A 24780-nucleotide genomic window follows, 5' to 3' on the forward strand; every position below is an offset into this window, starting at 1 on the left:
TTTCCGTCTGGCACGGAAAAGAGACAAAAAAAGCGGCATTAGCCGCTTTGATATGAATCGAATGGCGATTACTTCACTTTTAAGCGTTGGAAGTAGTTATCGTATAATATCGATGCTTCACCGACATCATCTTGCCATTCACCGCTTTCCATCACTGATTGTGGTGGAAAAATATTTGGGTCATTGACAAATTCTGCAGGTAATAGCTTATGGGCCGTTTTGACTGGTGTTGGATAGCCGATTTCCAGCGCAATTTTTGCTGCATTTTCCGGACGCAATAAGAAGTCGATCATTTTATGTGCCGCTTCGATATTTTTCGCTCCTGCGGGAATAGCAATGCTGTCCATCCAGAAAATAGCGCCTTTTTCTGGCCAAATAATCTCAATATTGGCCCCTTCTTGACGCGCCATGTAGGCAGATCCATTCCACAGCATCCCAAGCGAAACTTCTCCGGCTAAAAACGGGTTAGCAGGGAAATCAGAGTTAAAGACCAAGACATTTGGCATCAGTTTGGTTAGCTCTTGATAAGCGGCTTCAATCTCTTCTGGATTGGTACTATTTGGCGAATAACCCAATTTACTTAAAGCCATATGGAACACTTCACGAGCGTCATCCATCAGCATAAGCTGACCACGCCATTTGGCATCCCATAAATCGTTCCAATTGGTCAGTGCTGATTTATCAAGCATGTCAGTGTTAATGCCAATACCTGTCGCTCCCCAGATATAAGGGATTGAGTAACGGTTTTCGGGATCAAAAGATTTATTGAGAAAATTAGGGTCAAGATCCGCAAAATGACTTAATTGATTTTTGTCGATGGGTTGCAGCATGCCTTCTTTGCGCATCTTAGAGACAAAATAAGTTGAAGGAACCACTAAGTCATAACCAGCACCTTGGGTTTTTAACTTCGCGTACATGCTTTCGTTTGATTCGTACGTCGAATAAATAACTCGGATACCGGTTTCTTTACTAAATTCTTCTAGTACATCGCTAGGGATATATTCCGACCAGTTATAAAAATACAGCTCGGTATCGTTGGCCATCGCGTGGGTAGTGAATAGAGTCGCTGCGCATAGTACGCCCGCATACAGTTTACTTTTCTTCATTACAATTCCGTATTTTGGTAGCAAAAGCCCAAATAGGCTAGAGAGATTAGCTAAATCAGCCGCTAAGTATACCAGCTCACAAAAAAATAGGCAGCTAATGCTGCCCATTTACTTAAGCTCGTAGGTTTATAAACCTGATTTTAAACGCATAAAGTAGTTTTCATACTTAATGGTTTTGTCTCCCACCGCATCTTGCCATTCCACGCGATCTAAATCTTCTTGAGATGGGAATAGGGGGGCGATATCTTTGAACTTAGCGTTCGATTCCGCCACACCTGTTAAGTAGCCAGTATCACGAGAGATTTGCTCAGCGATTTCAGGGCGCAGTAAAAAGTCGATCATCTTATGGGCGGCGTCGACATTTTTCGCTCCTGAAGCAATGGCGAAGTTATCGACCCAACCAATACCGCCTTCTTTCGGGAAGATCAGTTTGATCGGTAATCCTTCATTTTGCGCTGCCGCTGCAGAGCCATTCCATAACATCCCTAAACCGACTTCACCAGCAAGATAGGGTGCAGCAGGGTTGTCAGAGTTAAACACCAAAACATTCGGCATTAATTTACGCAATTCAGCGTAGGCTTCATCAATTTGCTTATCGTCAGTGGTATTACCGGAATAGCCGAGTTTACGCAGAGCGATATGGAACACTTCGCGAGTATCGTCCATTAACATCAATTGTCTCGCCAGCTCAGGCTTCCAAAGGTCACCCCAGCTTTGGAAATCATTCGGGTCATACATATCGGTATTGACCGCTAAACCGGTAATGGCGACCACATGCGGAATTGAGTAGTCGTTGTTCGGATCATAAGGTTTATTCAGGTAGTTAGCGTCTAAATTACTGAAATTAGACAGCTTAGACTTATCTATTTTCTGAATCATACCCTCATCACGCATTTTGGATACGAAATAGGTCGAAGGAACAATAAGATCGTAGCCCTGATTATGGGTTTTTAGTCTGGCGTATAAAGTTTCATTTGACTCATAAGTTGAGTAAATGACTTTGATACCGGTTTCACGAGTAAACTGTTCAAGGATATTACTGTTAATGTAAGGTCCCCAGTTCATGAAAACCAATTCTTTATCTTGCGCGATAGCTGAATTTGACAACAGTGAAAGCGCACATGCACTACCAGCTAATAAAGTAGCCCATTTTTTCATCGACGTTAGCTCCAAACCAAACGTTGCCCATTAGGGCGTTACATAGAGAAACAGAATGGTCATGGTGGCCATTCTGTTTCGTGTTTTTAACATGCAGTGAGTATATTACTTCACTTTTTCTCTGGCTAACAACTGTGAAGTGATCACAAGGATTAATGAAACCACTAACATCACAGTCGCTAAAGCATTCACTTCCGGTGAAATCCCAACCCTAACCATAGAGTAAATCTTTAAAGGGAGAATTTCATAGGTTGGTCCCGTCACAAAAGAACTGATGATGACATCATCGAGTGACAAGGTAAAACTTAATAACCAACCTGCCGCAACGGCTGGCTTAGCAAGTGGGAAAATAATATTTTTCAATATAACCCATTCGCTCGCTCCGAGATCTTTTGCCGCTTCTAACATCTTTACATCAAAACCATTCAAACGGCTGTAAACCGTGACCACCACAAAGGGTAAGCAGAAGGTGATGTGCGCAATCAAAAGGGTTAGAAAGCCCAATTGAAAGCCGAGGACTAAAAACAGCGCCAGTAATGAAATTGCCATTACGATATCTGGTGACATCATGACAACAAACAGCATGCCATTGACCATTTTCTTACCTTTAAACTGGTAACGAAATAGGGCAACAGCCGTCAAGCTACCAATAATTGTCGCTGCGGTCGCTGAAAAGACCGCAATATTGATAGAGTGCCAGGCGGCTTGCATTAAGCTGTCATTATTAATCAAAGCATGATACCACTTGGTCGTGAAGCCACCCCAACGAATCCCAAAGCGGTTGTCGTTAAAAGAGTTCACAATCAAAACAATAATCGGTAGGTACAAAAATAAGTACACTAAGCTCATAAAGCTAAATCGAACTGTCTTTCCCATTAGCTTAGCTCCGATTTCTTATTCAAGAGTTTACCTGCTCGATAGTACGCATAGAGCATGACGGCCATGGCTAAGGTGAGGGCAATACTTGTCGCCGCACCAAATGGCCAGTCTCGGGCGTTGAGTACTTGGCTCTTAATGACGTTACCGATCAATAAGTTTTTCGCTCCTCCCAGTAAATCAGAAATATAGAACATTCCTAATGCTGGTAGCAGTACCAGTAAACAGCCGCCAATAATGCCGGGCATGGTTAAGGGTAAAATGACTTTAATTAGCGTTTGTAACTTGTTCGCACCAAGATCTCGTGCTGCTTCTATATAAGTATGATCGAGCTTCTCGATCGCAGAATAGAGAGGCAAAATCATAAATGGCAGCAAGATGTACACTAAACCAATCATTACCGCGGTTTCGGTGAACATGATACGGATCGGAGTATCGATGATGCCGATGCTTAATAATGCTTTATTCAAAATACCTTGAGTGCCCAAAACAATTTTTAATCCATAGGTACGGATCAGCGAGTTAGTCCAAAATGGAACAATCACTAAAAACAGCATAATAGGGCGCCATTTTTGCGGCATTTTGGCAACGATATACGCAAATGGATAGCCGACCACAAGACAGATTAAGGTCGCCACGATAGCCATGTAAAATGAGTGCAGCATCACTCTGGCATAAATCGGATCCATTAAACGAAGATAGTTATCGAACGTAAAGGTAAAAGCGATTAAGTTCGATTCATCACGCGTTAAAAAGCTGGTCACAATGATCATCAGATTGGGGATCAGAACAAACAGACCTAACCAGCCGACAATCAAAACAATAATTGCGTTTTGTAGATTAAGCTTGTTGCTCATCATTGAGGACGACCTCCCAGCTTTCAACCCAAGTGATGGCGACTTTCTGGCCGATAGAGTGGTCTACGTCTGGATCATCCTCGTTAAAGAATTCACTCACCATAACGCGCATGCCTGACTCTAATTCAACCACTGACTCTAACGTCATGCCTTTATAAGTACGATCGATAACATGACCAACAATACCCGCACTTTCTGATTCTTTGATCTCTTCAATGCGTAAATCTTCTGGACGCAGTAAGACTTGCAGTTTATCGCCGCTAGTCACGGGTTGATCATAATAGACAATCGCAGGAACGCCTTCGATCTGTACGTTAATGCATTTATCATCGATACGATCTTGAGTGACGGCATTAAATACGTTGATCTCACCGATAAATCGGGCAACAAATAGGTTTTTTGGCTCTTCATAAATTTCACGTGGTGAACCATCTTGCTCAATGCATCCATCGCGCATAACAATGATTCGATCCGACATGGATAAAGCTTCTTCTTGATCGTGAGTAACGAAGATGAAGGTAATGCCCAGTTGACGTTGGAGTTGCTTCAGCTCAATTTGCATCTGTTTACGCAGTTTATAATCGAGAGCGGATAAAGATTCATCCAACAATAACACTTTAGGTTTATTGACCACGGCACGAGCAATCGCAATACGTTGTTGCTGACCACCAGAAAGCTGATGTGGCTTACGTTGCGCCATTTGCTCTAAGCGAACCATGCGTAGTGCTTCCATTACTCGTGGTTCAATCTCTGCGCTTGGTACTTTCTGCATACGCAATCCGAAGGCTACGTTATCAAACACGGTCATATGAGGAAACAAGGCGTAACTTTGGAAGACCGTGTTGACATGCCTCTGCTCAGCAGGAACTTGAGTCACATCTTGACCGTCAAGTAAGATCTGGCCGTTATCGACCGTCTCAAAACCAGCAATCATTCGTAGTACGGTGGTTTTCCCACACCCTGATGGGCCAAGTATAGTTAAGAATTCACCGTGATTGACATCTAAATTCAGGTGAGAAATGATCTCTTTACCATCAAAGCTTTTGCTAATGCCAGATAGACGAATAACTGGCTTTCCTACCGAGTGTTGTTTGTTCAACGTCTGTTTTTCTCCCACAGTGGTTGTATACCCAAAAAATGGCAAAAACGTCGTTGAATGGCTAATGGTTCATTCAAACAATCGTCCTTAACTTTTTTGAGTATAGGAGCGTGATATACAGTGCATTATTATTCCCGTTTAGCTTAAAGTGGCAGCAGACGTTGCCATCACTCTCGGTTGTTCGGGTATAACACGAAAACCAGTCATAAATCAGAATCATACTTGGTGTACTTATACATCCAATTTATACACTGGTTATACCTTTTCAAAGGGCGCATCATAATTAGCATACCCGACGAAATCAAAGTATTTTCTTATCTTGAAACAGAAAAAATTTTGCATCGTTGAGTGATGATTCTTTACCATGCCCTGTTAACGAATAATAAAGGCTTTTAAGTGGTCAATTATCAGCCATATGAAGCATAAAGCAAGCTGAGTTTGACAGTAAGATTTTAGACTCGACGTTATTTCAGTATAATGAAAAACTATCTCCATTTGTTTCGAAAGCATTTTTGACAGGCCAAACTAGGGCGAATTATGAGCAATAATATCGAGAAAGATTTTAACTTAGGGGGAACGTTGGAACGCGCTCTTTCTGGTGATTACCAACTTAAGATAGGTGAGGTACTAAAAGAAGCATGGGATTGTACCCTGAAACACTTCCTGTCTTTTTCTCCTGCCATTGTTATTTTGGTCGTGATCCAATTGGCGATTTTTATCATTGCCTTCAGATTAATGGTCGGCGATCCGTCGGTCATCTTTTCTTTATTTGCTCAAGAGGGCAATATCCCTCCGGGCGTTATTCAAGGGATTTTGATTGCTAACTTTAGTTACGAAGTAGTCAGTGCTCCGATTTATGCTGGCGTGAGTTTAATGGCCATGAGTCATGCTGCCGGGCTTAAAACTAGGACCAATCATATTACTAAAGGGTTGCAGTTCACCATACCAGTAATTATTGCTTCATTATTGAGCCTAGTACTACAAGGGGTTGCCGGGATGGTTTTCCCACTCCTCTCGATGTATTTTTCACTGGCTTTTAGTAATTCGATTTTACTGATCTGTGAAAAGAAAGTTCCCCCGATGCAAGCACTGTGGCTATCATTACGTGCAGTGAACAAAAAACTGCTACCTTTAGCGGGCATCTACGCTTTACTGATGTTGATGTTCGTAGCTGCCGTCCTGTTTTATGGTATTGGCTTAATCTTTGTTCTGCCTTTCTTTTTTCATGTGAAAGGCATTATTTACCGTAATATGTTTGGTATTCGTTTACAAATCGTTGCCACGAAGAAAACCAATAGCGATGATGATCATGATGCAAATTCACAAATTTTTAATGCGTAAGCGCTTTATCCTCATAGGGTTAGCGATGGTGTTGATTGGATTGAGTCTTTATTACTCAACCCGGACTGCTGATCACCCTTCGGTTGAGTTAACCGGCCATGCAGTATCAGCAGCCCCTGATTTTTCATCGATAACGGATATAGCAGAGAAAAAAGAGGCATTTTTTTCTTACTTAAGACCTGGAGTTGCGTTTGAGAACCAACGTATTTTACAAGAAAGGCAACAATTGCAACGACTAGCTACCCGTTTTCAGCAAGGCAAACTGTCAGCCAAAGATAAGACACTGGCGGCTCAATTGGCTGAACAATACGGTTTAGCACTGAATAAGGGAAATCGACTGAGTAGTGAATGGCTAAATGGTATGTTGCAGCGTGTTGACGTTTTACCAGAAGCGTTAGTGCTGACTCAAGCTGCTAATGAGTCCGCCTGGGGAACTTCGCGTTTTGCTATTGAAGCGAATAACTATTTTGGTCAGTGGTGCTATTCTCCGGGCTGTGGGGTAGTACCAGCAGCAAGAGGCGCAGGAATGACCCATGAAGTGGCGAAATTTTCTTCGGTTCAAGAATCGATTCATCGTTATTTTATGAATGTGAATCGTAATGCGGCTTATCGTGATTTACGTAAAATTCGTCAACAGTTGCGTCAGAATGATGCCAATCTACTCAGTGTTGATAGTGCATTGGTTTTGAGTAATGGATTATTGCGTTACTCTGAGCGTGGCGCGGATTATGTGCAAGATGTACAGGCGATGATCCGCCATAATCAAGTTTATTGGGTAGAGCAATAACCTGAAAATACCAATAAGGCTGCCCAGTGGCAGCCTTATTGGTATCCATTCAACTGGTTATCAACAACATGCTACAAGTTAGTCACGTCTAATTTTAATGCAGGATCAAACGGTATCACTGTATCGTCTTCATCGAGAATAGGCTGTGGGACGGGTTCTTTATCAAAACCAATGTCACCACCATTAATGACGCCAGAATCACGATTGATCGACTTAAAATCAAATAATTCAAAGTCGGCAAGATGGCTAGGCACGACATTTTGCATGGCTCTAAACATGGTTTCTATACGACCAGGAAACTGTTTATCCCAAGCATTAAGCATCTGCTTAATATTTTGGCGCTGCATATTGGGCTGTGAACCGCATAAATTGCAGGGAATGATAGGATAAGCGCGATGGTTTGCGTACTTGATGATGTCTTTTTCTCTGCAGTAAGCAAGAGGGCGAATCACCACATGCTCGCCATTGTCAGAGACTAACTTAGGTGGCATCCCTTTCATTTTTCCGCCATAGAACATATTCAAAAACAAGGTTTCAATAATGTCATCACGGTGATGGCCTAAAGCAATTTTAGTGGCCCCTAACTCCTTCGCTGCACGATATAAAATACCACGGCGTAGGCGAGAACACAGAGCGCACGTGGTTTTACCTTCGGGAACTTTATCTTGTACGATTGAATAGGTGTCTTCTTCAATGATCTTATACTCAACGCCTAATTCTTGAAGGTATTCAGGTAGAATATGTTCAGGAAATCCGGGTTGTTTTTGATCAAGATTGACAGCGATGAGTGAGAAGGTGATCGGTGCACTTTTTTGCAAACTCATCAGAATGTCGAGCATCGTGAAGCTGTCTTTGCCTCCCGATAAACAGACCATGATTCGGTCGCCATCTTCAATCATATTAAAGTCAGCAATAGCTTGCCCCGTATTACGACGAATACGTTTTTGTAGCTTATTGAAATTATAATGTTGGGCTTTAGTCAACTCTTGAGTTTGCTCTGTCATTGGCTTTCGTTCTTTAATCTTCCACACAAAATGAAGTGCGTATAATACGGATCTACTGACAAGATGCCAGTATTAAGCATGCCCGATAACAAAAAATCCCCAACCAAGGGGATGGGGACTTATAAATAGCAAACAGAGTGTTTAGCTAGCGATGTTAGGATCAAGAGGACTAATATACCCAGCGGGTTTTAGGGCAAGGACATCACAGTTGATTTTATCAATGACTTGTTCAGCGGTATTACCAATAAAGACGGCTGAAAGTCCAGTTCGCCCTGTCGTTCCTAAAATGACCATCGCCGCATCAAGCGTTTTGGCTTTCATCTAAACCATGTTTTTGTCTTAGTGCTTTCATCGATGTGAGGTGATGGCCACGAACGGCATCAGTATAAGTGGTCGGGTCAAACTCAGGTAGCTCAATCGTAATATTGGCTGGCGTTACCGGGTAAGCATTAACTAAATAGGGCGATGCCCCAAGACGTTGAGTTAAATTGAGTAATTGTTCGACCATGATATCGTTGAGCTGAATATGAGTATCAACCTCTGACCCCACGTGAACAGAGGCGATAATATTCGCATTCTCAGGCCAGTGACTGTGTTTAACCAGTAAAACAGGAGTCGGGCATTTGCGCAGTAGATGCCAATCAGTAGGAGTAAATATTACTGATTCCAATACATCATGTTTATGAGTGCCTTTGATAAGAATATCATGTTGACCAGAGAAGACTTCTGCAATGATCGCCTCGTAAGGACGATTGTGCCAAACCACCTTTACATCAAATTGAATGGATGAATCGATATAAGGTTCAGCAACGCTTCTCATCCATTGTTCTCGTTGTTGAATCACGCCTCTGCGCATCGCATCTCGTTCATCAATAGAAAGCATCGAAGTCATGTCATAAGAAAAATCATAAATCGACATAAAGAAAGTGATATGACTCGGGGATTGGCTTTTTGCTGCTAGCTGAACTGCTCTGGCTAATGCCGGTTGTTCATCGTGATTAATGTCTGCAACAACTAATATTTTGCTATAGATACTCATAACAAACTCCTTGTTTGTGGAGGAGGTCAATAACTCACAGACCTTAGAGATACTTTAACGCAGTTGGAGAGAGAGTTTTAGTGAAGAGAGTCAGTTTTTTAAGAAAAGTATGATGCAGCTCATCAAAGTGCTGCATCATCGCCATGAATCAAGAATTACTTGCTGTCTTTCGATATACCCGCTAATTGCATTAAAGCGTCATGATCTAAAATTGTGATGTATTTGCCTTTCACGCTAAGCATTTCTGATTTTTGAAAACGTCCCAGTAAACGACTGATAGTTTCTACGGTTAAGCCTAAGTAATTGCCAATGTCACCACGAGTCATGGTTAAACGGAATTCGCGAGGGCTAAATCCTCGTTGAGAAAAACGCGTTGATAGATTATACAAGAAGGCCGCCAATCTCTCTTCGGCATTCTTTTTTGAGAGTAATAGGATCATCTCTTGATCGCCCTTAATCTCGTTACTCATCAAACGCATAATTTGTTGGCGTAACTTAGGCATTTTTCCAGAAAGGTCATCTAAGATTTCATACGGTATTTCACAAACCATTGAGGTTTCTAATGCCTGAGCAAAACTTGGATGAGAGTCGCCAGTGATGGCATCGAACCCAACCAAATCACCGGCAAGGTGAAAAGCGGTAATCTGTTCATCACCTTGTTCAGTAATGGTATAACTTTTAATGGTTCCTGAACGAATCGCGTACAGAGAGCGAAGTTCATCACCGGCTTTGAAGAGCGCTTGTCCTTTTTGAATCGGCTTTTTACGCTCAATAATTTGGTCAAGCTGGTCCAGTTCTGATTCGTTCAGTGTAAACGGAATGCAAAGTTGACTGATACTACAGTCTTGACAATGAATGGCGCAGCCACCAGATTGAATACGCTTTGCCGCAGGCTTTTCAGAAATCATAACAACCTTTCACTAAATTGATGTACATCAAGAATTCTAGCATTCATTATCGTCAAAGGATAGTGATCCATAAACAACTAAAGAGAGTAAGCACAGTTAATATTGGTAATCGGTATCATGGTCACGGACGTTAACATTTAAAAGCGGATGTAGTACTCTCTTCTTTCTATTTACATACCCACGATGAGCACTGCAAGACCAAGTTACTGATTCGGTTAGCCATTGATGATAAAGGACACCCCATAATGCCAGCAGAAAAACTGACAAAAAACAAGCTGATTCAAATAATCGTTATGTTAACTATTCTGATATCGGCATTCACCTGGCGCACTATAACTTATTATTCAACAAATAAAGAAGCCACTAAAGAACACCCAACGTTAAAAAATGAGTCTATCGATCACGAAAACACCCAATCCTTGCAGTACAAAGACAGTCAATAAAAAAGTATCGTGTTAATATTGCATCATTAACGCATCTTTATTAGTTTGATATATGCAATTTACTACCACTTTTACTCATGCCACGAGACCTGAAGACGCAATAGGGCAGTTAGCAGAAACATTGAAAAAAGATGGCTTGTCCAACCTAATTTGCTACTACTCACAAGAGTATTCCGCGAAGCAGATACAGCAAGAGCTTCGCCTACATTTTCCAGGAATCCCATTTATTGGCTGTTCTTCATGCCAAGCGATCATGACTGATAAAGGATTTCATATCGGGCCTGTTGTGGCTTTAATGGCTATTTATGACTGCTCTTATAGTGCGTATGGCACTGGTTTAGTCGAGTTAGGTCAAGAGGATGATCGGCAAGCCGCTTATGTCGCTATTCAACAAGCTTTGCGACAAGCGAATAGAATTGGTGAAGTACCAAGCTTAATTCTGTTGCATTCGACACCCGGCCATGAAGAGGCATTTATTGATGCGATTGATGCAACCTTTGGCACTCACGTTCCTATTATCGGTGGGAGCGCAGCTGATAATCATATTCAAAAACAATGGTCTATCATTACCCAACAGGGATGGAGCTCTAACGGCATTGCCTTGCAGCTATTTTTTCCATCTAAGCCACTAACCTCGGGTTTTAGTGCTGGTTATTCACCGACTGAGTTTGAAGGCGAAATTACCCAAGCTAGCCATCGATGTATTCAGAGTATTGATGGTGATCCAGCCTCGGCTATTTATAAAGAGTGGATCAGCGATCACTCCAATATTCAATTTAACGATCGACATCTGTTTGAGCATGTGACTCGATTTCCTTTAGGAAGAGTGGCCGGATATGTTAATCAACAGCCTTACTATAAATTGTGTCATCCTATTCAAATACTCAATGATGGATCGCTTGAACTATTTGCTACGATTAATGAAGGCGAAAAAATAAGATTGATGACCGGTTCAAAAGAACAGCTACTCAATCGAGCATCACGAGTGATCCAAGATGCAAATACACAAAACTATCATGAGTCATTACTGCTCGGCTCGATTATCATCTATTGTGCAGGGGCAATGCTCCGTCTAGGAGAAGATGTACAACTCGTTCATAAAAAACTGGTCGAGCAAATGCATGGTCAGCCTTTTATTTGTCCATTCACTTTTGGTGAACAGGGACGTTTTATTGGTGGCGAGAATGCCCACGGAAATTTAATGATAGCATCGGTTATCTTCTATGAGTCAGAATAGACAAAGATGATAGAACAAGACAAAAATGAGCAGCTGAGTGAGGTGCTACTTGAGTTAGAGAGAAGTAAAGAGAGGGAGCTTCGCTTAGCGGAAGAGAACCGTGTTATTCTCAGCGCCATATCGGCGCTTAGTCATGCTGATAATAAATATCAGATATTTGAAGAGCTTAAAAACGTCCTTCATCGATATATTAATTTTGATGATTTTATTGTTATTGCTAAAAACACGCCAAATTCGTTATTTTCAACATTTCTGTCCTCGAATATCGCCTTTCAAGGCAAGCAGTGGCTTAATGGTGATAAATTTCAACGAGTATTAGAAGGCGAGTGTATTATCCTTTTTGAGCCGACTAAGCTTGCCGAATTTCAAAATTTAAATCCATTTCTACAAGAAACCATTAACTCAGCATTAATTACTGGCATTCAAACCCAAACCAGCGATTCTGTATTGCTGCTTTTAGGCGGTAGGAAAGGGCAGTTTAGTTTAGAGACCAAAGCAACACTGCAACGCTTTCGTCCACTTCTAGAGCGAGCCATCAATGATATTGAGCATAAAGAAGAGCTACAAAGCTTAGTGCGTATCAAAACTCATGAACTCTATATTGCACAGCAGCAAGCTGAGCATGCAAATCAAGCAAAGTCACAATTTTTAGCCATGATGAGTCATGAGTTGAGAACACCGCTCAATGCTGTCTTAGGTCTCATTGATGTTTTGCGTGAAGATTCTAATCGCTCTCAACTCGACTTATTAGAACAAATGGAAAATTCAGCCGAGCTGCTGTTAGTGATCATCAATGATATTCTGGATTTGAGTCGAATTGAATCGGGACATTTCAAGTTACAATGTCACTGGGTTCATTTGCATAAAAAGCTTGTTCATGCATTGTCTTATCATCATAAAGCGTGTGTGACTAAAGGGATCCGCTTTAATGTTCGAACATCAATTTGTGATCATTATGAATATTGGGTTGATCCTGTACGTTTAATGCAAATACTGTTCAACGTGATTGGTAATGCGATCAAATTCACCGAAGCAGGCTCTGTTGATGTCCGGTTAAGTACCGCAAGAAATGAATTGGTCATCCATGTCGAAGACACCGGAATTGGGATTGAGCCAGAGCGGATAGAACATTTGTTTTCTCCATTCATTCAAGCTGATAGCTCTATTACTCGTCATTATGGTGGCACAGGACTTGGCTTAGCGATTACTAAACACCTTGTAGAATTGATGAAAGGGACGATTTCAGTCAGCAGTTGTTTAGGGCAAGGCAGCCATTTTATCATCCGTCTTCCAGTCGATTCACGACAAACAAATAGCATTAAGATTGCCCCCCTTGAACCTATTCTAAAACAAGCCTCCAGTAGTCAGAGTAGTCAAGGACATATCTTAGTTGTTGAAGATACCAAAACTAACCAAATGGTCATCCAGTTAATCCTATCGCGTATGGGTTACAACGTCACCATGGTAAGTGATGGACAACAAGCCATCTCATTAACAGAAACTAGCCATGTATTTGATTTGATTCTTATGGATATCTCGATGCCAGTAATGGATGGGATTGAAGCGACGAAAATCTTGCGTAGTAAGAATATCCAGATACCGATCATCGCGCTCACGGCCCATGCAATGCAAGATGATCACGCGACATTTCGACAAGCGGGCATGAATGATGTGGTTTTAAAACCCATTCGTAGCCAAGAATTACAACGCATTATTAAACAGTATTTAAATCCTCAAGAATAATTACCATATTGTTCAATGTGCAAACATGAACCAATATGGTAATTATATACTTTATGGTAAATAGACTTATGTTCAATACCATTACTTATATAAGAGAGAAGGTCAAGAAAACCACCAAGGGTGGAACGGAGTCATCTTTATTAAACATTTAATTTAACATAATATACATAATGCGCACTTAAGGATGAGTGTTAAAAGGGAACATTCAATCGTGGATTGACCCTGAACACCCAATTTTCGACTCAGCTTTTTCTCCATTAGCTACTCCTGTGTATTGCCCCGTATTTCGTTATTTCGTGCGTAAAAAGCTATCGACCTTTTTTGGCTTTTGGTCCTGATATCTTAAAGCCTTGATGAGGAAATACATTACGAATCCGTTGTTGAACTTTTTTAGGTACTTGTTTGGAGAAGATAAGTTTCATGCCGGTTCTTTGATGGTAAACCTTTATCTGACCATCAAATGGCGTTGTCTCTGCTATCTCACAGACATTATGTTTAAAAGTTGCGGGGAAATGCCCCTTACTTGCTACTATGTGCCCTGATTTGAAGGTAACTTTTAAAATTGGTCTATCGACCGCGACTAACCAAAAAATGACGATTGCCGCAATAACAATAACATACAGCATTTCATTTACTCCTTATTGGACAACAACTTATTAAGATCTTCTTTTAAACTGCTCACCGCGCGGCTTGCTTTTTCACTACGTGATGCTTCACTGAGTAGATACTCAATCGCATCTGATAAAGTGCAACCGAGTTCGTTAGCTCTTGAGGATAATTTTTCCCATACGCGATAATCGAGATCAATCGACTTTTTACGAGTGTGCAACTGTTCAGCATTAAAATGCCTTTTGCGCTTAGCACGAATGGCTTGTTTTAACTTGTTTTCTAGCTCGGGAGCCATATGTTGTGCGATCCAATCGAGTACTAAGGTGGGTTCATACTCAATAGATTTGAGCTTTACTATCGCGTTTTCCACTTCACTACGATCAATGTGGCAAGTAATTTGCTCACCATCTTTCCATTTTTTTATTAAATACTGCCATTTCCAACCACATTCCAGATTTTCGAGTTGTTGATATTTCATAGTCGGCAAAGTCCATATAAAAGCATAGTGACAGGGTAACCCAACCTTTGCTGAGTTTCAATCATAGCAATAAAAATGCTCTAATGAGTATTCCTGATAACAAAGCTATTCGTAGTCAGGGTTTTTCTATATAATTTCAATCCTTTTAATCACTTCGATGACTCAATGACACAAGATATCTGGCGTTTAGTAACGCCCCAGTATGACGATTTTAATGAACCGCTGGCTCAGTTTGCGCAATTAACGGCGGTGCCGTTTTTCGACACTCAACCAAGACTGTTACAAGCGATTGAACGTTTCATACATATACAGGGTTTTAGCCGAGTTCTGCTGATCAATGCGCCAGATAACTCCATTTATCGTTGTTTGATTCAAGAGCATCTTGAAAATACTCATCGTGTACCAGTAGTCAGAACTGAAACGCTCGATATGACCATGTTATTTGGGCAAGTCACCGCTAAAAATGGTCAAGTTATTGATCAAACTCATGGATTATTAGCACAAGCGGATAATGGTTATTTGATTATTTCAGCGAATCTCTTGCTTGCTAACCCACTCTGCTGGCCAATGTTAAAAGCGGCGGTACTCGGTGAACCCGTATCCCCTATTAATGTGAGCAAAAAATCGCTGCTGCAGACCCCTATCAATCAATCTTATAACATTAAATTGATTGTTGTCGGTGATCGTCATCAACTCGGTGATATCGATTTTCTCGATTCAGACATTCATGCTGGATTATGTCTGTTTAGTGAAATGGAACTCGACATTAAAATTGAAAATGATCGCATGCTGACCTATTTAGGTTATCTACGTTGGTTAATTCAACGCTATGATTTACCTTTACTTACCGCAGAGGCGATTAAAACAGTGATGACTGCGGGGGCTCGTTATACAGAGGATCAGCATTATGCGCCACTCTGTGTCATGTGGCATCGCTCACTACTCGAAGAGTCTGCTATTGAGTCTCAAGGGCAAACGATTGAACAGCAGCACGTGGAACAGGCTATCCATCAACGTTACTATCGTGCCTCTTATCTTCCAGAACGAGCATTAGATGACATTCTTGATGGGCAAGTGATTATTGAAACACAAGGTGAACATGTTGGACAAGTCAACGGACTTACGGTTATTGATGTTGCTGGCCATCCGACATCTTACGGCGAGCCAGCGCGAATTTCATGTGTGATTCATTTTGGCGATGGTGATATTGCTGATGTTGAACGTAAAGTTGAACTGGGCGGTAATTTACACGCTAAAGGAATGATGATTATGCAAGCCTTTGTCAGCAGTGCTCTTCATCTTGATGTGCCATTACCCTTCTCCGCTTCTGTGGTCTTTGAGCAATCATACAGTGAGGTGGATGGCGATAGTGCTTCGCTGGCCGAATTGTGTTCTTTAGTCAGTGCGTTATCAGAATATCCGATTGATCAACAAATTGCTGTCACTGGCGCTGTTGACCAATTTGGCCGAGTTCAAGCCGTGGGCGGTTTGAATGAAAAAATTGAAGGCTTTTACCGAGTTTGTCAGCATCATGGTTTTACGGGGCAGCAAGGGGTTATTCTTCCTAAAAGTAACTTAAAACATCTCGCCCTGCACTCTCAAGTCGTAGAAAGTATTAAGAACGGTGAGTTTAATATCTGGCCTGTCTCTACGGTGGATGAAGCTATCCCTATTTTGATGAACAAGCCATTTAGAGGCGATGATCAAGAAAGCGTGATCAGCAAAATTGCCGAACGTATTGAATTTTTTGAAAAACATATTCAAACACCCGGAATAGTCGAAAGAATAAAAAATTGGTTTATCTAACACTGATCGGAGTTGTTTAGCGTACATGCGTTCACTAACATGCTTCCTATCTGAAATTGGAGTAGTACTATGCACAATAAACGTGACTCATATAATCGTGAAGATCTTCTAGCCTCAAGCCGTGGTGAACTATTTGGTGAAGGTTATCCTCAACTGCCCGCCCCTAATATGTTGATGATGGATCGTGTGAGTAAAATGTCAGAAACAGAAGGCGATTTTGGAAAAGGACTCATTCTCGCTGAATTGGATATCTCTCCTGATCTTTGGTTTTTTGATTGTCATTTCCCTGGTGACCCGGTTATGCCCGGCTGTTTAGGTCTAGATGCCATGTGGCAATTGGTTGGTTTCTTTCTCGGCTGGGTTGGCGGAAAAGGCAGAGGAAGAGCGTTGGGCGTTGGTGAAGTCAAATTTACCGGACAAATCTTACCAACGGCAAAGAAAGTGACCTATGAGATCCACATGAAGCGAGTCGTCAATCGTAAGTTAGTCATGGGCCTCGCTGATGGTAAAGTCTTGGTTGATGGCAAAGAAATTTACGTTGCCAAAGACTTAAAAGTAGGTCTTTTCCAAGATACGTCAGCTTTTTAAAGCCACTTTTATCTAGGTAGTTTAAGAATGAAGCAGCTCTTATGGCTGTTTTATTCTTAACAAATAGTTTAAGTTATAGTGCATTAGATGGATGGTTTAAAATGATGTTCTATTGTATAGCGTAATAAAAAGCCCCTTTCGGGGCTTAGAACCATGTTGTATGTGGCAAATTATTTGTAGAGACCTGAGTGTTTATCATCTCTGGCGTCACGCCAACCACCTAGCCAATATGAGCGAGCATCTGTTTGTTGATAAGGGCACTCCTCAGGAGAACGTCCGTTCAATCCTGCTTTGTATCCTTGAGATTGCGCTCTTTCCAGGCGATCACGCTTTTGTCTCTTCATAGTGCAGTCCTCATACAGTAACTTGTTTCTAACGTACAACTATTAAAATGATGTGGTGTTTTTATGACCACATCATTAAGAATCGACCAAAAGCGTCCCTTTCTCAAGCAATAAAAAAGGCATAAGTCCAAAATTGTGAACCTATGCCTCGTTTGACAAATTTTAACTATTTTCTACGGAACCAAAGTAAGCCGCCAAGAATCAAAGACCACAATCCCAGTCCAGCGCCATTACGCTCTACCACTAGATCATCCATACCTCGAGGAGAGATGTCCTTATCGGTCTTGCCTGCAATTGGCACCAATTTAACCGCGACCGTTTTCTCTTGTCCTTTCCCTGCGCCACATTGGGCATTATGCGCAGTCGAGTCATAACCACCCGTACATTTTAGTGCAGTGGCCGCGATTACACCGGCATCATTAATATCGTTAGCCGCAATAATTCGATATTGGTTATTATCAGAAAACTCACTACCATTGGTTAAATCATCCAATAACCACGCCCGATTGTTGAAAATGGCTTGACGCTCAGGAACACTACCTTGAAGCTCAGTGCCATAAGGATAGATAAATCCTCGCTTACGACGCGGTTTTCCGCCCACTTCACGGGTTTCTTCGGTATCAATCTGACCGACGATTTCATTAAAGTTATTAATGGCTCCCGCTTTGCCTCCTGCTCCAGCAAAAAAGAGACTGCCATTTAAGAAATTGGCTTTAGGATCGTTAATCTCTGGAACAACAAATAAGCGATTTGCGTAAGCTCCACTTTCAGCGCGAGATAATTTGGCCTCACCAATCGCAATACCATGCTCATTGACTGCCGTTAACAGCGAATGAGAGTGAATAAAATCACCGCCAGTACCGTTTTCTCGCACGGTTGCTCCAGTAACCGGCTTAGTAATCCAATTGCTTTCTCCCACTTTTACCGAAGAAACGCTGGCTTGCATAAAATTACGGTCATCATAGAAGGTGTTATAACCTACCGCGTAAATATGACCGTCTTTGACCGTAACATCTCGCAGACTACCTTGAGCTAAACGATTATCTCGTTCTGGATTTGTCGTTTGCCAAGGGATTTCCGTCATTGTACCTGAGCTGTCCCAAATCACGCCTTTGGAGGTATAAAAGTTACCTTGGTTATTTGTTTTTTCGTAAGCGATACTTCCGACCGTGTAAGTTCCATCGGTTTTCCAAGCGCGAGTTTGCGGCCAGTTGCTTTCTGGCTCTGTAGTAATATCAACAATCCCTATGGCTTTCACTGAATTACGTCGTGAACCAGTAACATCGCCAGGAGTCAGAGTAATGCCAATTGGCTCTGCGTTAGCCGTTAAACTATTGACGACGACATTCTTAGTTTCATCAATGGGTGTCGCTTGACCTTCAACAAAAGCAATAGCGTTTGGCGTTTGATCGCCATTAATTTCTTTCTTCCAAACATTCCAACGAATGTCTGCCCAAGTTTCACAAATGGCATAGCGTAGATCCGTACGGCAATAACGCTCAAAATCTCTTTCGTCATCTTGTACATAGATAAATCCGTTATCTATCCCAAATGGTGCTTCTTCACGGTAACTGAGACCGTCGATAGCTTGTCCAGCATGGGTGGCGACAAGGCGAGTTTCACCGGCAAGTTTAAACGACGATTCACAATCTGTTGTTCCATCATCGGCAAAGCAACCTAATGAATTACCATCGGCAACATTACCCGGTTGAATCGCGACTCCATAAACACTTTCAAAAGCAAAAGTAGTTTGAGGTTTAACCTCAATCACTTGATACAGTGCCGCTGAGGCTGATGTGGTTGACAGAATCATCGCGCTGATCGCTGTCAGCTTAAACATGTTACTACTTATTGGTTTCATTAACTTTCCTGTTGCATCGCTTCAAGCTCTTCCCAACGCTCAAAAGCTACTTCGAGCGCCTGCTCAGTGGCCGCTAGCTTATCTAATATCGGTTGTGTGTGCTCTACAGGCTGGCTGAAAAAATCAGCGTCATTGATTTGCAGCTGTAGCGTCTCAATCTCAGTTTCAAACTGTTCAAGTTTGGCAGGCAGTTCTTCTAACTCACGCTGCAACTTATAAGATAACTTTTTAAGTTTCGGTTTTACTTCGCTGGCTTTAGCTGGTTTATCAACAGCTTTGACTGATTTTACCGGCTCAACACCCGCAAGGCGAGCCTGTAAGACCTGTTGTCGCTGCTGCTGCGCATCATGATATCCGCCAACGAACTCTTCAATAACGCCATTACCCTCAAAAATCCAACTGGTGGTCACGGTATTGTCGACAAACTCACGATCGTGGCTCACCAATAATAATGTACCCTGGTAATTGGCAAGCAAATCTTCTAAAAGTTCCAATGTTTCGATATCTAAATCGTTGGTTGGTTCATCGAGCACCAATAAGTTATTGGGTTTTAGGAAAATCCGCGCCAGTAGTAAGCGGTTTTTCTCACCACCAGATAAGGCTTTCACCGGCGTTCGAGCCCGTTTAGGCGCGAAGAGAAAATCTTGCAGGTAACTTAACGCATGACGTGGTCGCCCTGCAACCATCACCTCTTGTTTACCATCAGCAAGGTTATCAATCACCGATTTCTCTGGATCGAGCAGCTCTCGATATTGATCAAAGTAGGCGACTTCAAGTTTGGTACCACAATGCAAACGGCCACTGTCAGCGGTCAGCTCACCGAGCAACAGCTTTAATAAGGTACTTTTACCACAGCCATTTGGACCAATGAGGGCGATTCTATCGCCACGCATGATATTAAAGCTGAAATCGTTAACAATCGATTTGCCATCAATCGAATAACACAGATTTTCCGCTTCGAAGACAATTTTGCCTGAGCGAGAACCATCATCAATCTTAAGGTTAACCTTGCCCTGCACTTCACGTCGCTGACTACGTTCTTCACGAAGTTTTTTCAAGGCTCGCACTCGTCCTTCATTACGAGTACGACGAGCTTTAATACCTTGGCGGATCCATACTTCTTCTTGAGCCAATTTTTTATCAAATTCAGCATTTTGCATTTCTTCAACGCGTAATTGATCTTCTTTTTCAACTAAATATTGATCATAGTTACCGGGGAAAGAATTCAACTTGCCGCGATCTAAATCGACAATGCGCGTTGCCATCGATTTGATAAAGGTTCGGTCATGAGAAATAAAAATAATCGAACCACGAAAATCTTTCAAAAAGCCTTCTAACCATTCGATGGTCGTCACATCCAAATGGTTAGTGGGTTCATCAAGCAATAACACATCCGGCTCGCACACTAAGGCGCGAGCTAAAGCGGCTTTACGCTGCCATCCACCGGATAAATCGGTAAGCTTAGTTTGCCCATCCAATTTCAGAGCGGTCAGCACATTATTGATTCTATCTTCAAAGCGCCACGCACCGGTGTGATCCAACTGCTCTTGAACCGCCGATAATTTTTTAATATTGGCGTCGGTGGGTGAATGCGTGACAAGATCCAAAAGATCTTGGTAGATCCTAAGCTGTTCTCCTGCTTCAGCTAAACCACCGGCAACATAATCATACACTGTGCCTTGTTGATCACGAGGAGGATCTTGCTCTAAACGTGAGACTACCACATCTTGCATGATCTGCATCTTACCGTCATCGAGTAAGATTTCTTTTGCCAACACTTTCATTAATGTTGATTTACCCGCCCCATTACGCCCTACAAGACACACACGTTCGTTTTCCTGCAGTGCAAAATCAGCCTGATCAAGTAAAGGATGATCACCGAACGCCAGCAACCCATTATGAATGGTAATTAATGCCATGTTTTTTCAAACCATTGAGTTAATTGATTAAAACAACAAGGTGAAGTGATGTCTCCACCTTGGTAAGTAAGCTGAACTTTAGTTACATTGTCACTTAAAGTCACACTAAACCTGGTTGTTGCGGTTGATGAGTGATTAACCAACAGTTATGGATTTGCTTGTTACGCTCAAAATCCATTGGCAGTGTTTGAGCCGAAATATTTTGCGCCAATAGGCCAAGTTCTTGCAGCGAGTCCATGTCCATTTTGAAATGACGCTTATTATTTGAGAAAACCACCGTGCCGCCTGGGCGCAAAATACGCTTAAGATTCTTCATCAACAAAATGTGGTCTCTTTGTACATCAAACGACTGCTCCATTCGTTTCGAATTAGAAAAAGTCGGCGGATCAATAAAGATAAGATCATACTGGCCGTTGGCATTGTCTAGCCACTTCAGACAGTCGGCTTGTTCAAATTGGTGCTGTCTTCCCACTTGACCGTTGAGTTTCATGTTCTCTTTTGCCCATTCTAGGTAGGTATTGGACATATCAACGGTGGTTGTCGACTTCGCCCCACCACACGCAGCGTGCACGGTTGCCGAGCCGGTATAAGCAAAGAGATTTAAGAAGTCGCATCCTTTCGCCATTTGACCTAAACGACGGCGAGTCAGTTTATGATCGAGGAATAAGCCAGTATCGAGGTAATCATGCAGATTGACCAACAATTTGACACCATACTCGTTAACCGCAAAGGTTTGAGATTGTTGAGCCATCTTTTGATATTGAGCACTGCCTTTTTGACGTTCACGGACTTTTAATACGACCTTATTGGCATCAACGCCCGTTACCTGAATCGCAGCTCGAATAATATCCGTCAGACGACGTTTAGCCGTTTCTTCAGGAATGGTTTTCGGTGGCGCGTACTCTTGGATGACCAATTGATCAACATAAACGTCAATCGCAACGTTATATTCAGGTAGATCGGCATCGTAAATACGATAACAATCTAAGCCTTCACGCTTCGCCCATTTAGCAATTTTCGCGAGATTTTTTTTCAAACGATTGGAAAAATCAGGGGCAATCTGCTGCGTCGGAGCTTGCTGCATCCCCTCTAATTGAGCCTGTTCGCGCTCCGCAATCAGATAATTCTTTTGGTGACACGGTAACGCACCGTTATTTAATTTGAACTGTTTTTCTGCTCGCATGCGTAAACAGCTTAATAGCTCATCCGATCCAGAGAAAATGGACGCTTGGCAGCCGCCAAACTCGGTTTTTAATTGAGCGCCGAAAGCGGTATATAAAGCAATAAGACCGGGATGAGTACCTAAACGTTCGCCGTAAGGTGGATTACAAATAATCACCCCCTGAGTAAACTCTGCAGGACGAGTCAACTTCGCAGCATCACCAACGTCAAATTGAATTAAGCTCTCTACACCGGCTCGACGTGCGTTATCTTTAGCCATTTGTAAAACACGGCTGTCATTATCAAAGCCAAAAAACCTTGCGTCAGTTTTCTTGACGCCCTTTCTCGCTTGCACTGTTGCTTCAGCTTTCACTTCTGCCCACAGCTCGGGTTGAAAATCTTCTAATGCTTCAAAACACCATTTGGCTCTTTTTAAACCTGGAGCAATATTCGCCGCCATCATCGCAGCTTCAATCAATAAGGTACCAGAACCGCACATTGGATCGAGTAAAGGCTTGGTACTTTCCCAGCCACTACGTAATACAATCGCTGCAGCCAATGTTTCTCGCAATGGAGCTCGGCCCGATTCAGGGCGATAACCACGAATATGTAAACCCGCTCCGACCATATCAATACCAAGCAGCGCTTTATCTTTATGTAAACGAACGTGAATTCTTACATCCGGTTGCTCTTTATTGATCGAAGGGCGTGGTAAGTTTTTCTTAGTAAAGCAGTCAACAACGGCATCTTTAACCTTCATCGCACCATATTGGCTATTACGAATTTCGCGGTTAGTACCATTAAAATCGACCACAAATTGCTTCGAACTATGGAAATGATTGACCCAGTTAATCGCGCTAGCCGAAAGATATAAGTCCATATCATTTTGGCAAGCAAACTCAGCAACAACACGAACAAATCGAGAAGCTAATCGACTCCATAAACAGCAACGGTAAATCTGTTCATTGGAAGCGGTAAATTTCACCCCGGCCTGAACGGGTTTTACATTAGTGATGCCTAATTGTGTGAGTTCTTCGGCTAATAGATTTTCAAGGCCATTTGAGGTTACTGCTAGATATTGATTCATAGGGTTCTTTAACTGGTAAAAATGGCCTCAGATTATAACTGACATTAAAGGCCATTCCTAAAGTTAAACCGACCATTTTTACAAAAAATCATCGTTATAACTCGCCTAGCACTTTATCGATACCCAAACAACGTGGCGCTGCAGCTCGGCGACAAGCCTGGCATCCAATGAGCATCCTTAAACAATTGAGATAACGAACACAGCCAACACGATTGCAGCTTAGAAGCCTAAATCGAATAGTCAATTAACCCCCTTTGGAAAGGACGATTGATTGGCTCCAAAGCCGGTACAAACTTACTACAAAACTATTGCCGCTGTCTGTTAACACTTCTTATTAGTCTCCTTGCCCATCTTAATCAATGTCGAATTCCCTGCGCCAACAAAGGAGTGAGTATTTATTCACAACAAAACTGGACTATACCAAGCAGCAACACCGGTTGTAATAAAACACCATTTAACGGTAAAACGGGAACTTTTGACACTCCTAACCTCCGTTTTCAAGGCTTTGCTGTGTCACGTTTCCGGAAATTAATCTCTAAATTTTGCGCAGAATATCGCGCTCTTTCAGTTGATTAACAATGTTCGCTGGGAGTTTTGGCAATATAGAGACAAAAAAAATCGGCAGAACGCCGATAGGAAATAAAACAAAGGAACGAAATGATGAGGGAAACTAGCTAACCAAAGCAACTCGCTCTGGCTGAAGGATGTGGTTGGCTATGGACATTCGGTCATGCATCACTTTAATCACTTGACCGAACTCTAACTGTTTCGTCGTGCTTAATATAAACGGTTCTAGTTCAATTAACGCACACAAACTCGCACTCTCTCCAACCTCAAGTACGATAAAAAAACCTTGATTGAAGCCATTTACTAAACCCACAATATCACCCTCTTCAGGTTTAGTATCCGTGACTGATTGATAATCAAAAAACCAGCTCTTTGGCTGCACAGGCTTATGGAAACGCTTCGCTGCCACGCAATACAGTGCCAATTCAACTTGACGTGGCTCGGTGAGTTGAAGACCACTGATCCGTTCTTTGTACGTTTGGTAATCGGAAGCATCATCGACCGTAAATGAAGGATTCGAGAAAGCGGAATCAACCAATAGATTGCGACTCAGATTAGTGCGAAAGACCATCTCTTGTCCAAGGTCCAGCATCAAATAGCCTTCACTATCTGAATAGTACCAACTCCATTTATCACTGGGCTTTAGCATTATTCCGGCTCTCTATTTGCTGATGATCAAACCAATCAGATAAAAATTTCTTACCTATTAGTGCCATTCTAGGAAGCATGGAATAAAAAAAAAGAGGAAATGAGTTACTCACT

21 protein-coding genes and 1 pseudogene are annotated in these 24780 nt (G+C 42.0%); 7 read left to right on the top strand and 15 right to left on the bottom strand.

All coding sequences use genetic code 11. From position 1 onward, the window contains the following. Nucleotides 1–68 precede the first annotated feature (68 nt). From VIB_RS07030 to potA, 5 genes are all read right to left on the bottom strand, one after another. Nucleotides 69–1106 carry an extracellular solute-binding protein gene (locus VIB_RS07030; protein WP_004395271.1) on the bottom strand — a complete coding sequence of 346 codons (1038 nt, stop codon included), beginning with the start codon at nucleotides 1104–1106 and terminating at the stop codon, nucleotides 69–71. Between the two features lie 126 nt (nucleotides 1107–1232). After that, nucleotides 1233–2264 carry an extracellular solute-binding protein gene (locus VIB_RS07035; protein ID WP_040904305.1) on the bottom strand — a complete coding sequence of 344 codons (1032 nt, stop codon included), beginning with the start codon at nucleotides 2262–2264 and terminating at the stop codon, nucleotides 1233–1235. Between the two features lie 105 nt (nucleotides 2265–2369). Beyond that, nucleotides 2370–3140, bottom strand: a complete 771-nt coding sequence (potC, locus tag VIB_RS07040) for a spermidine/putrescine ABC transporter permease PotC (RefSeq protein WP_004395273.1) — start codon at nucleotides 3138–3140, stop codon at nucleotides 2370–2372. Continuing rightward, a complete protein-coding gene (potB, locus tag VIB_RS07045) occupies nucleotides 3140–3997 on the bottom strand; it encodes a spermidine/putrescine ABC transporter permease PotB (RefSeq protein ID WP_004395274.1) in 858 nt (285 codons plus the stop codon). The genes potC and potB overlap by 1 nt, the downstream gene beginning before the upstream one ends. Next, nucleotides 3981–5114 (bottom strand): spermidine/putrescine ABC transporter ATP-binding protein PotA, encoded by a 1134-nt coding sequence (potA, locus tag VIB_RS07050; RefSeq protein WP_040904817.1) that lies wholly within the window; start codon nucleotides 5112–5114, stop codon nucleotides 3981–3983. Before potA ends, potB begins: the two co-directional genes overlap by 17 nt. A gap of 519 nt (nucleotides 5115–5633) precedes the next feature. On the opposite strand from potA, the gene VIB_RS07055 reads away from it, so the two are divergent. After that, nucleotides 5634–6437, top strand: a complete 804-nt coding sequence (locus VIB_RS07055; protein ID WP_004395276.1) for a DUF2189 domain-containing protein — start codon at nucleotides 5634–5636, stop codon at nucleotides 6435–6437. Continuing rightward, entirely contained in the window at nucleotides 6430–7224 is a 795-nt protein-coding gene (locus VIB_RS07060; RefSeq protein ID WP_040904819.1) for a glucosaminidase domain-containing protein, read from the top strand. The genes VIB_RS07055 and VIB_RS07060 overlap by 8 nt, the downstream gene beginning before the upstream one ends. 71 nt (nucleotides 7225–7295) lie before the next feature. Here the strand turns inward: VIB_RS07060 and ttcA are convergent, their stop codons facing one another. From ttcA to VIB_RS07075, 3 genes and pseudogenes are all read right to left on the bottom strand, one after another. Further along, complete coding sequence (gene ttcA, locus VIB_RS07065) at nucleotides 7296–8228, bottom strand: tRNA 2-thiocytidine(32) synthetase TtcA (protein WP_004395278.1); 933 nt, start codon at nucleotides 8226–8228, stop codon at nucleotides 7296–7298. A gap of 141 nt (nucleotides 8229–8369) precedes the next feature. Next, nucleotides 8370–9267: pseudogene (gene uspE / locus VIB_RS07070) on the bottom strand (universal stress protein UspE). 155 nt (nucleotides 9268–9422) lie between these two features. Next, the gene (locus VIB_RS07075; RefSeq protein WP_004395280.1) at nucleotides 9423–10175 is read right to left on the bottom strand and encodes an FNR family transcription factor; all 753 of its coding nucleotides are present in this window, start codon (nucleotides 10173–10175) and stop codon (nucleotides 9423–9425) included. Between the two features lie 245 nt (nucleotides 10176–10420). Here VIB_RS07075 and VIB_RS07080 point away from each other — a divergent pair, with 245 nt between their 5' ends. The 3 genes from VIB_RS07080 to VIB_RS07090 are packed head-to-tail and all read left to right on the top strand — an operon-like array spanning nucleotide 10421 to nucleotide 13598. Then, nucleotides 10421–10618 (top strand): hypothetical protein, encoded by a 198-nt coding sequence (locus tag VIB_RS07080; RefSeq protein ID WP_040904821.1) that lies wholly within the window; start codon nucleotides 10421–10423, stop codon nucleotides 10616–10618. Nucleotides 10619–10670: 52 nt separating this feature from the next. Continuing rightward, nucleotides 10671–11855, top strand: coding sequence for an FIST signal transduction protein (locus VIB_RS07085; protein WP_004395281.1), 1185 nt, complete (start codon nucleotides 10671–10673; stop codon nucleotides 11853–11855). A 9-nt stretch (nucleotides 11856–11864) separates the two neighbouring features. Further along, the gene (locus VIB_RS07090; RefSeq protein ID WP_040904825.1) at nucleotides 11865–13598 is read left to right on the top strand and encodes an ATP-binding protein; all 1734 of its coding nucleotides are present in this window, start codon (nucleotides 11865–11867) and stop codon (nucleotides 13596–13598) included. A gap of 308 nt (nucleotides 13599–13906) precedes the next feature. On the opposite strand, the gene VIB_RS07095 is transcribed toward VIB_RS07090, so the two are convergent. Beyond that, nucleotides 13907–14224, bottom strand: coding sequence for a DUF3634 family protein (locus VIB_RS07095; protein ID WP_040904310.1), 318 nt, complete (start codon nucleotides 14222–14224; stop codon nucleotides 13907–13909). Between the two features lie 5 nt (nucleotides 14225–14229). Further along, nucleotides 14230–14685, bottom strand: coding sequence for a macrodomain Ter protein MatP (gene matP, locus VIB_RS07100; protein ID WP_040904312.1), 456 nt, complete (start codon nucleotides 14683–14685; stop codon nucleotides 14230–14232). A gap of 165 nt (nucleotides 14686–14850) precedes the next feature. Here matP and VIB_RS07105 point away from each other — a divergent pair, with 165 nt between their 5' ends. Together VIB_RS07105 and fabA are read left to right on the top strand one after the other, a co-directional pair. Beyond that, nucleotides 14851–16491, top strand: a complete 1641-nt coding sequence (locus tag VIB_RS07105; protein ID WP_004395284.1) for a S16 family serine protease — start codon at nucleotides 14851–14853, stop codon at nucleotides 16489–16491. Between the two features lie 69 nt (nucleotides 16492–16560). Continuing rightward, a complete protein-coding gene (gene fabA / locus VIB_RS07110) occupies nucleotides 16561–17079 on the top strand; it encodes a bifunctional 3-hydroxydecanoyl-ACP dehydratase/trans-2-decenoyl-ACP isomerase (protein ID WP_004395285.1) in 519 nt (172 codons plus the stop codon). Between the two features lie 170 nt (nucleotides 17080–17249). On the opposite strand, the gene rmf is transcribed toward fabA, so the two are convergent. From rmf to VIB_RS07135, 5 genes are all read right to left on the bottom strand, one after another. Further along, nucleotides 17250–17423, bottom strand: a complete 174-nt coding sequence (rmf, locus tag VIB_RS07115; RefSeq protein WP_040904313.1) for a ribosome modulation factor — start codon at nucleotides 17421–17423, stop codon at nucleotides 17250–17252. Between the two features lie 166 nt (nucleotides 17424–17589). Continuing rightward, nucleotides 17590–19284 (bottom strand): DUF3466 family protein, encoded by a 1695-nt coding sequence (locus VIB_RS07120; protein ID WP_004395286.1) that lies wholly within the window; start codon nucleotides 19282–19284, stop codon nucleotides 17590–17592. After that, on the bottom strand, nucleotides 19284–21203 hold the full coding sequence (locus tag VIB_RS07125) for an ABC transporter ATP-binding protein (protein WP_004395287.1): 1920 nt from the start codon (nucleotides 21201–21203) through the stop codon (nucleotides 19284–19286). Before VIB_RS07125 ends, VIB_RS07120 begins: the two co-directional genes overlap by 1 nt. 100 nt (nucleotides 21204–21303) lie before the next feature. After that, nucleotides 21304–23451 carry a bifunctional 23S rRNA (guanine(2069)-N(7))-methyltransferase RlmK/23S rRNA (guanine(2445)-N(2))-methyltransferase RlmL gene (gene rlmKL, locus VIB_RS07130; protein ID WP_040904314.1) on the bottom strand — a complete coding sequence of 716 codons (2148 nt, stop codon included), beginning with the start codon at nucleotides 23449–23451 and terminating at the stop codon, nucleotides 21304–21306. Between the two features lie 670 nt (nucleotides 23452–24121). Beyond that, complete coding sequence (locus VIB_RS07135) at nucleotides 24122–24667, bottom strand: cell division protein ZapC (protein ID WP_040904315.1); 546 nt, start codon at nucleotides 24665–24667, stop codon at nucleotides 24122–24124. Between the last annotated feature and the right edge of the window lie 113 nt (nucleotides 24668–24780).

Source organism: Vibrio metschnikovii CIP 69.14, assembly GCF_000176155.1.
Lineage (GTDB): Bacteria > Pseudomonadota > Gammaproteobacteria > Enterobacterales > Vibrionaceae > Vibrio > Vibrio metschnikovii.

Excerpts from the sequence above, each read along its gene's own strand:
- ttcA (WP_004395278.1), bottom strand. The coding sequence starts at position 8,228 with ATGACAGAGCAAACTCAAGAGTTGACTAAAGCCCAACATTATAATTTC.
- VIB_RS07120 (WP_004395286.1), bottom strand. The coding sequence starts at position 19,284 with ATGAAACCAATAAGTAGTAACATGTTTAAGCTGACAGCGATCAGCGCG.
- potB (WP_004395274.1), bottom strand. The coding sequence starts at position 3,997 with ATGAGCAACAAGCTTAATCTACAAAACGCAATTATTGTTTTGATTGTC.
- VIB_RS07085 (WP_004395281.1), top strand. The coding sequence starts at position 10,671 with ATGCAATTTACTACCACTTTTACTCATGCCACGAGACCTGAAGACGCA.
- rmf (WP_040904313.1), bottom strand. The coding sequence starts at position 17,423 with ATGAAGAGACAAAAGCGTGATCGCCTGGAAAGAGCGCAATCTCAAGGA.
- VIB_RS07075 (WP_004395280.1), bottom strand. The coding sequence starts at position 10,175 with ATGATTTCTGAAAAGCCTGCGGCAAAGCGTATTCAATCTGGTGGCTGC.
- VIB_RS07030 (WP_004395271.1), bottom strand. The coding sequence starts at position 1,106 with ATGAAGAAAAGTAAACTGTATGCGGGCGTACTATGCGCAGCGACTCTA.
- VIB_RS07095 (WP_040904310.1), bottom strand. The coding sequence starts at position 14,224 with ATGCTGTATGTTATTGTTATTGCGGCAATCGTCATTTTTTGGTTAGTC.
- potC (WP_004395273.1), bottom strand. The coding sequence starts at position 3,140 with ATGGGAAAGACAGTTCGATTTAGCTTTATGAGCTTAGTGTACTTATTT.
- VIB_RS07080 (WP_040904821.1), top strand. The coding sequence starts at position 10,421 with ATGCCAGCAGAAAAACTGACAAAAAACAAGCTGATTCAAATAATCGTT.
- VIB_RS07060 (WP_040904819.1), top strand. The coding sequence starts at position 6,430 with ATGCGTAAGCGCTTTATCCTCATAGGGTTAGCGATGGTGTTGATTGGA.
- VIB_RS07055 (WP_004395276.1), top strand. The coding sequence starts at position 5,634 with ATGAGCAATAATATCGAGAAAGATTTTAACTTAGGGGGAACGTTGGAA.
- fabA (WP_004395285.1), top strand. The coding sequence starts at position 16,561 with ATGCACAATAAACGTGACTCATATAATCGTGAAGATCTTCTAGCCTCA.
- VIB_RS07125 (WP_004395287.1), bottom strand. The coding sequence starts at position 21,203 with ATGGCATTAATTACCATTCATAATGGGTTGCTGGCGTTCGGTGATCAT.
- VIB_RS07135 (WP_040904315.1), bottom strand. The coding sequence starts at position 24,667 with ATGCTAAAGCCCAGTGATAAATGGAGTTGGTACTATTCAGATAGTGAA.
- VIB_RS07105 (WP_004395284.1), top strand. The coding sequence starts at position 14,851 with ATGACACAAGATATCTGGCGTTTAGTAACGCCCCAGTATGACGATTTT.
- matP (WP_040904312.1), bottom strand. The coding sequence starts at position 14,685 with ATGAAATATCAACAACTCGAAAATCTGGAATGTGGTTGGAAATGGCAG.
- rlmKL (WP_040904314.1), bottom strand. The coding sequence starts at position 23,451 with ATGAATCAATATCTAGCAGTAACCTCAAATGGCCTTGAAAATCTATTA.
- VIB_RS07035 (WP_040904305.1), bottom strand. The coding sequence starts at position 2,264 with ATGAAAAAATGGGCTACTTTATTAGCTGGTAGTGCATGTGCGCTTTCA.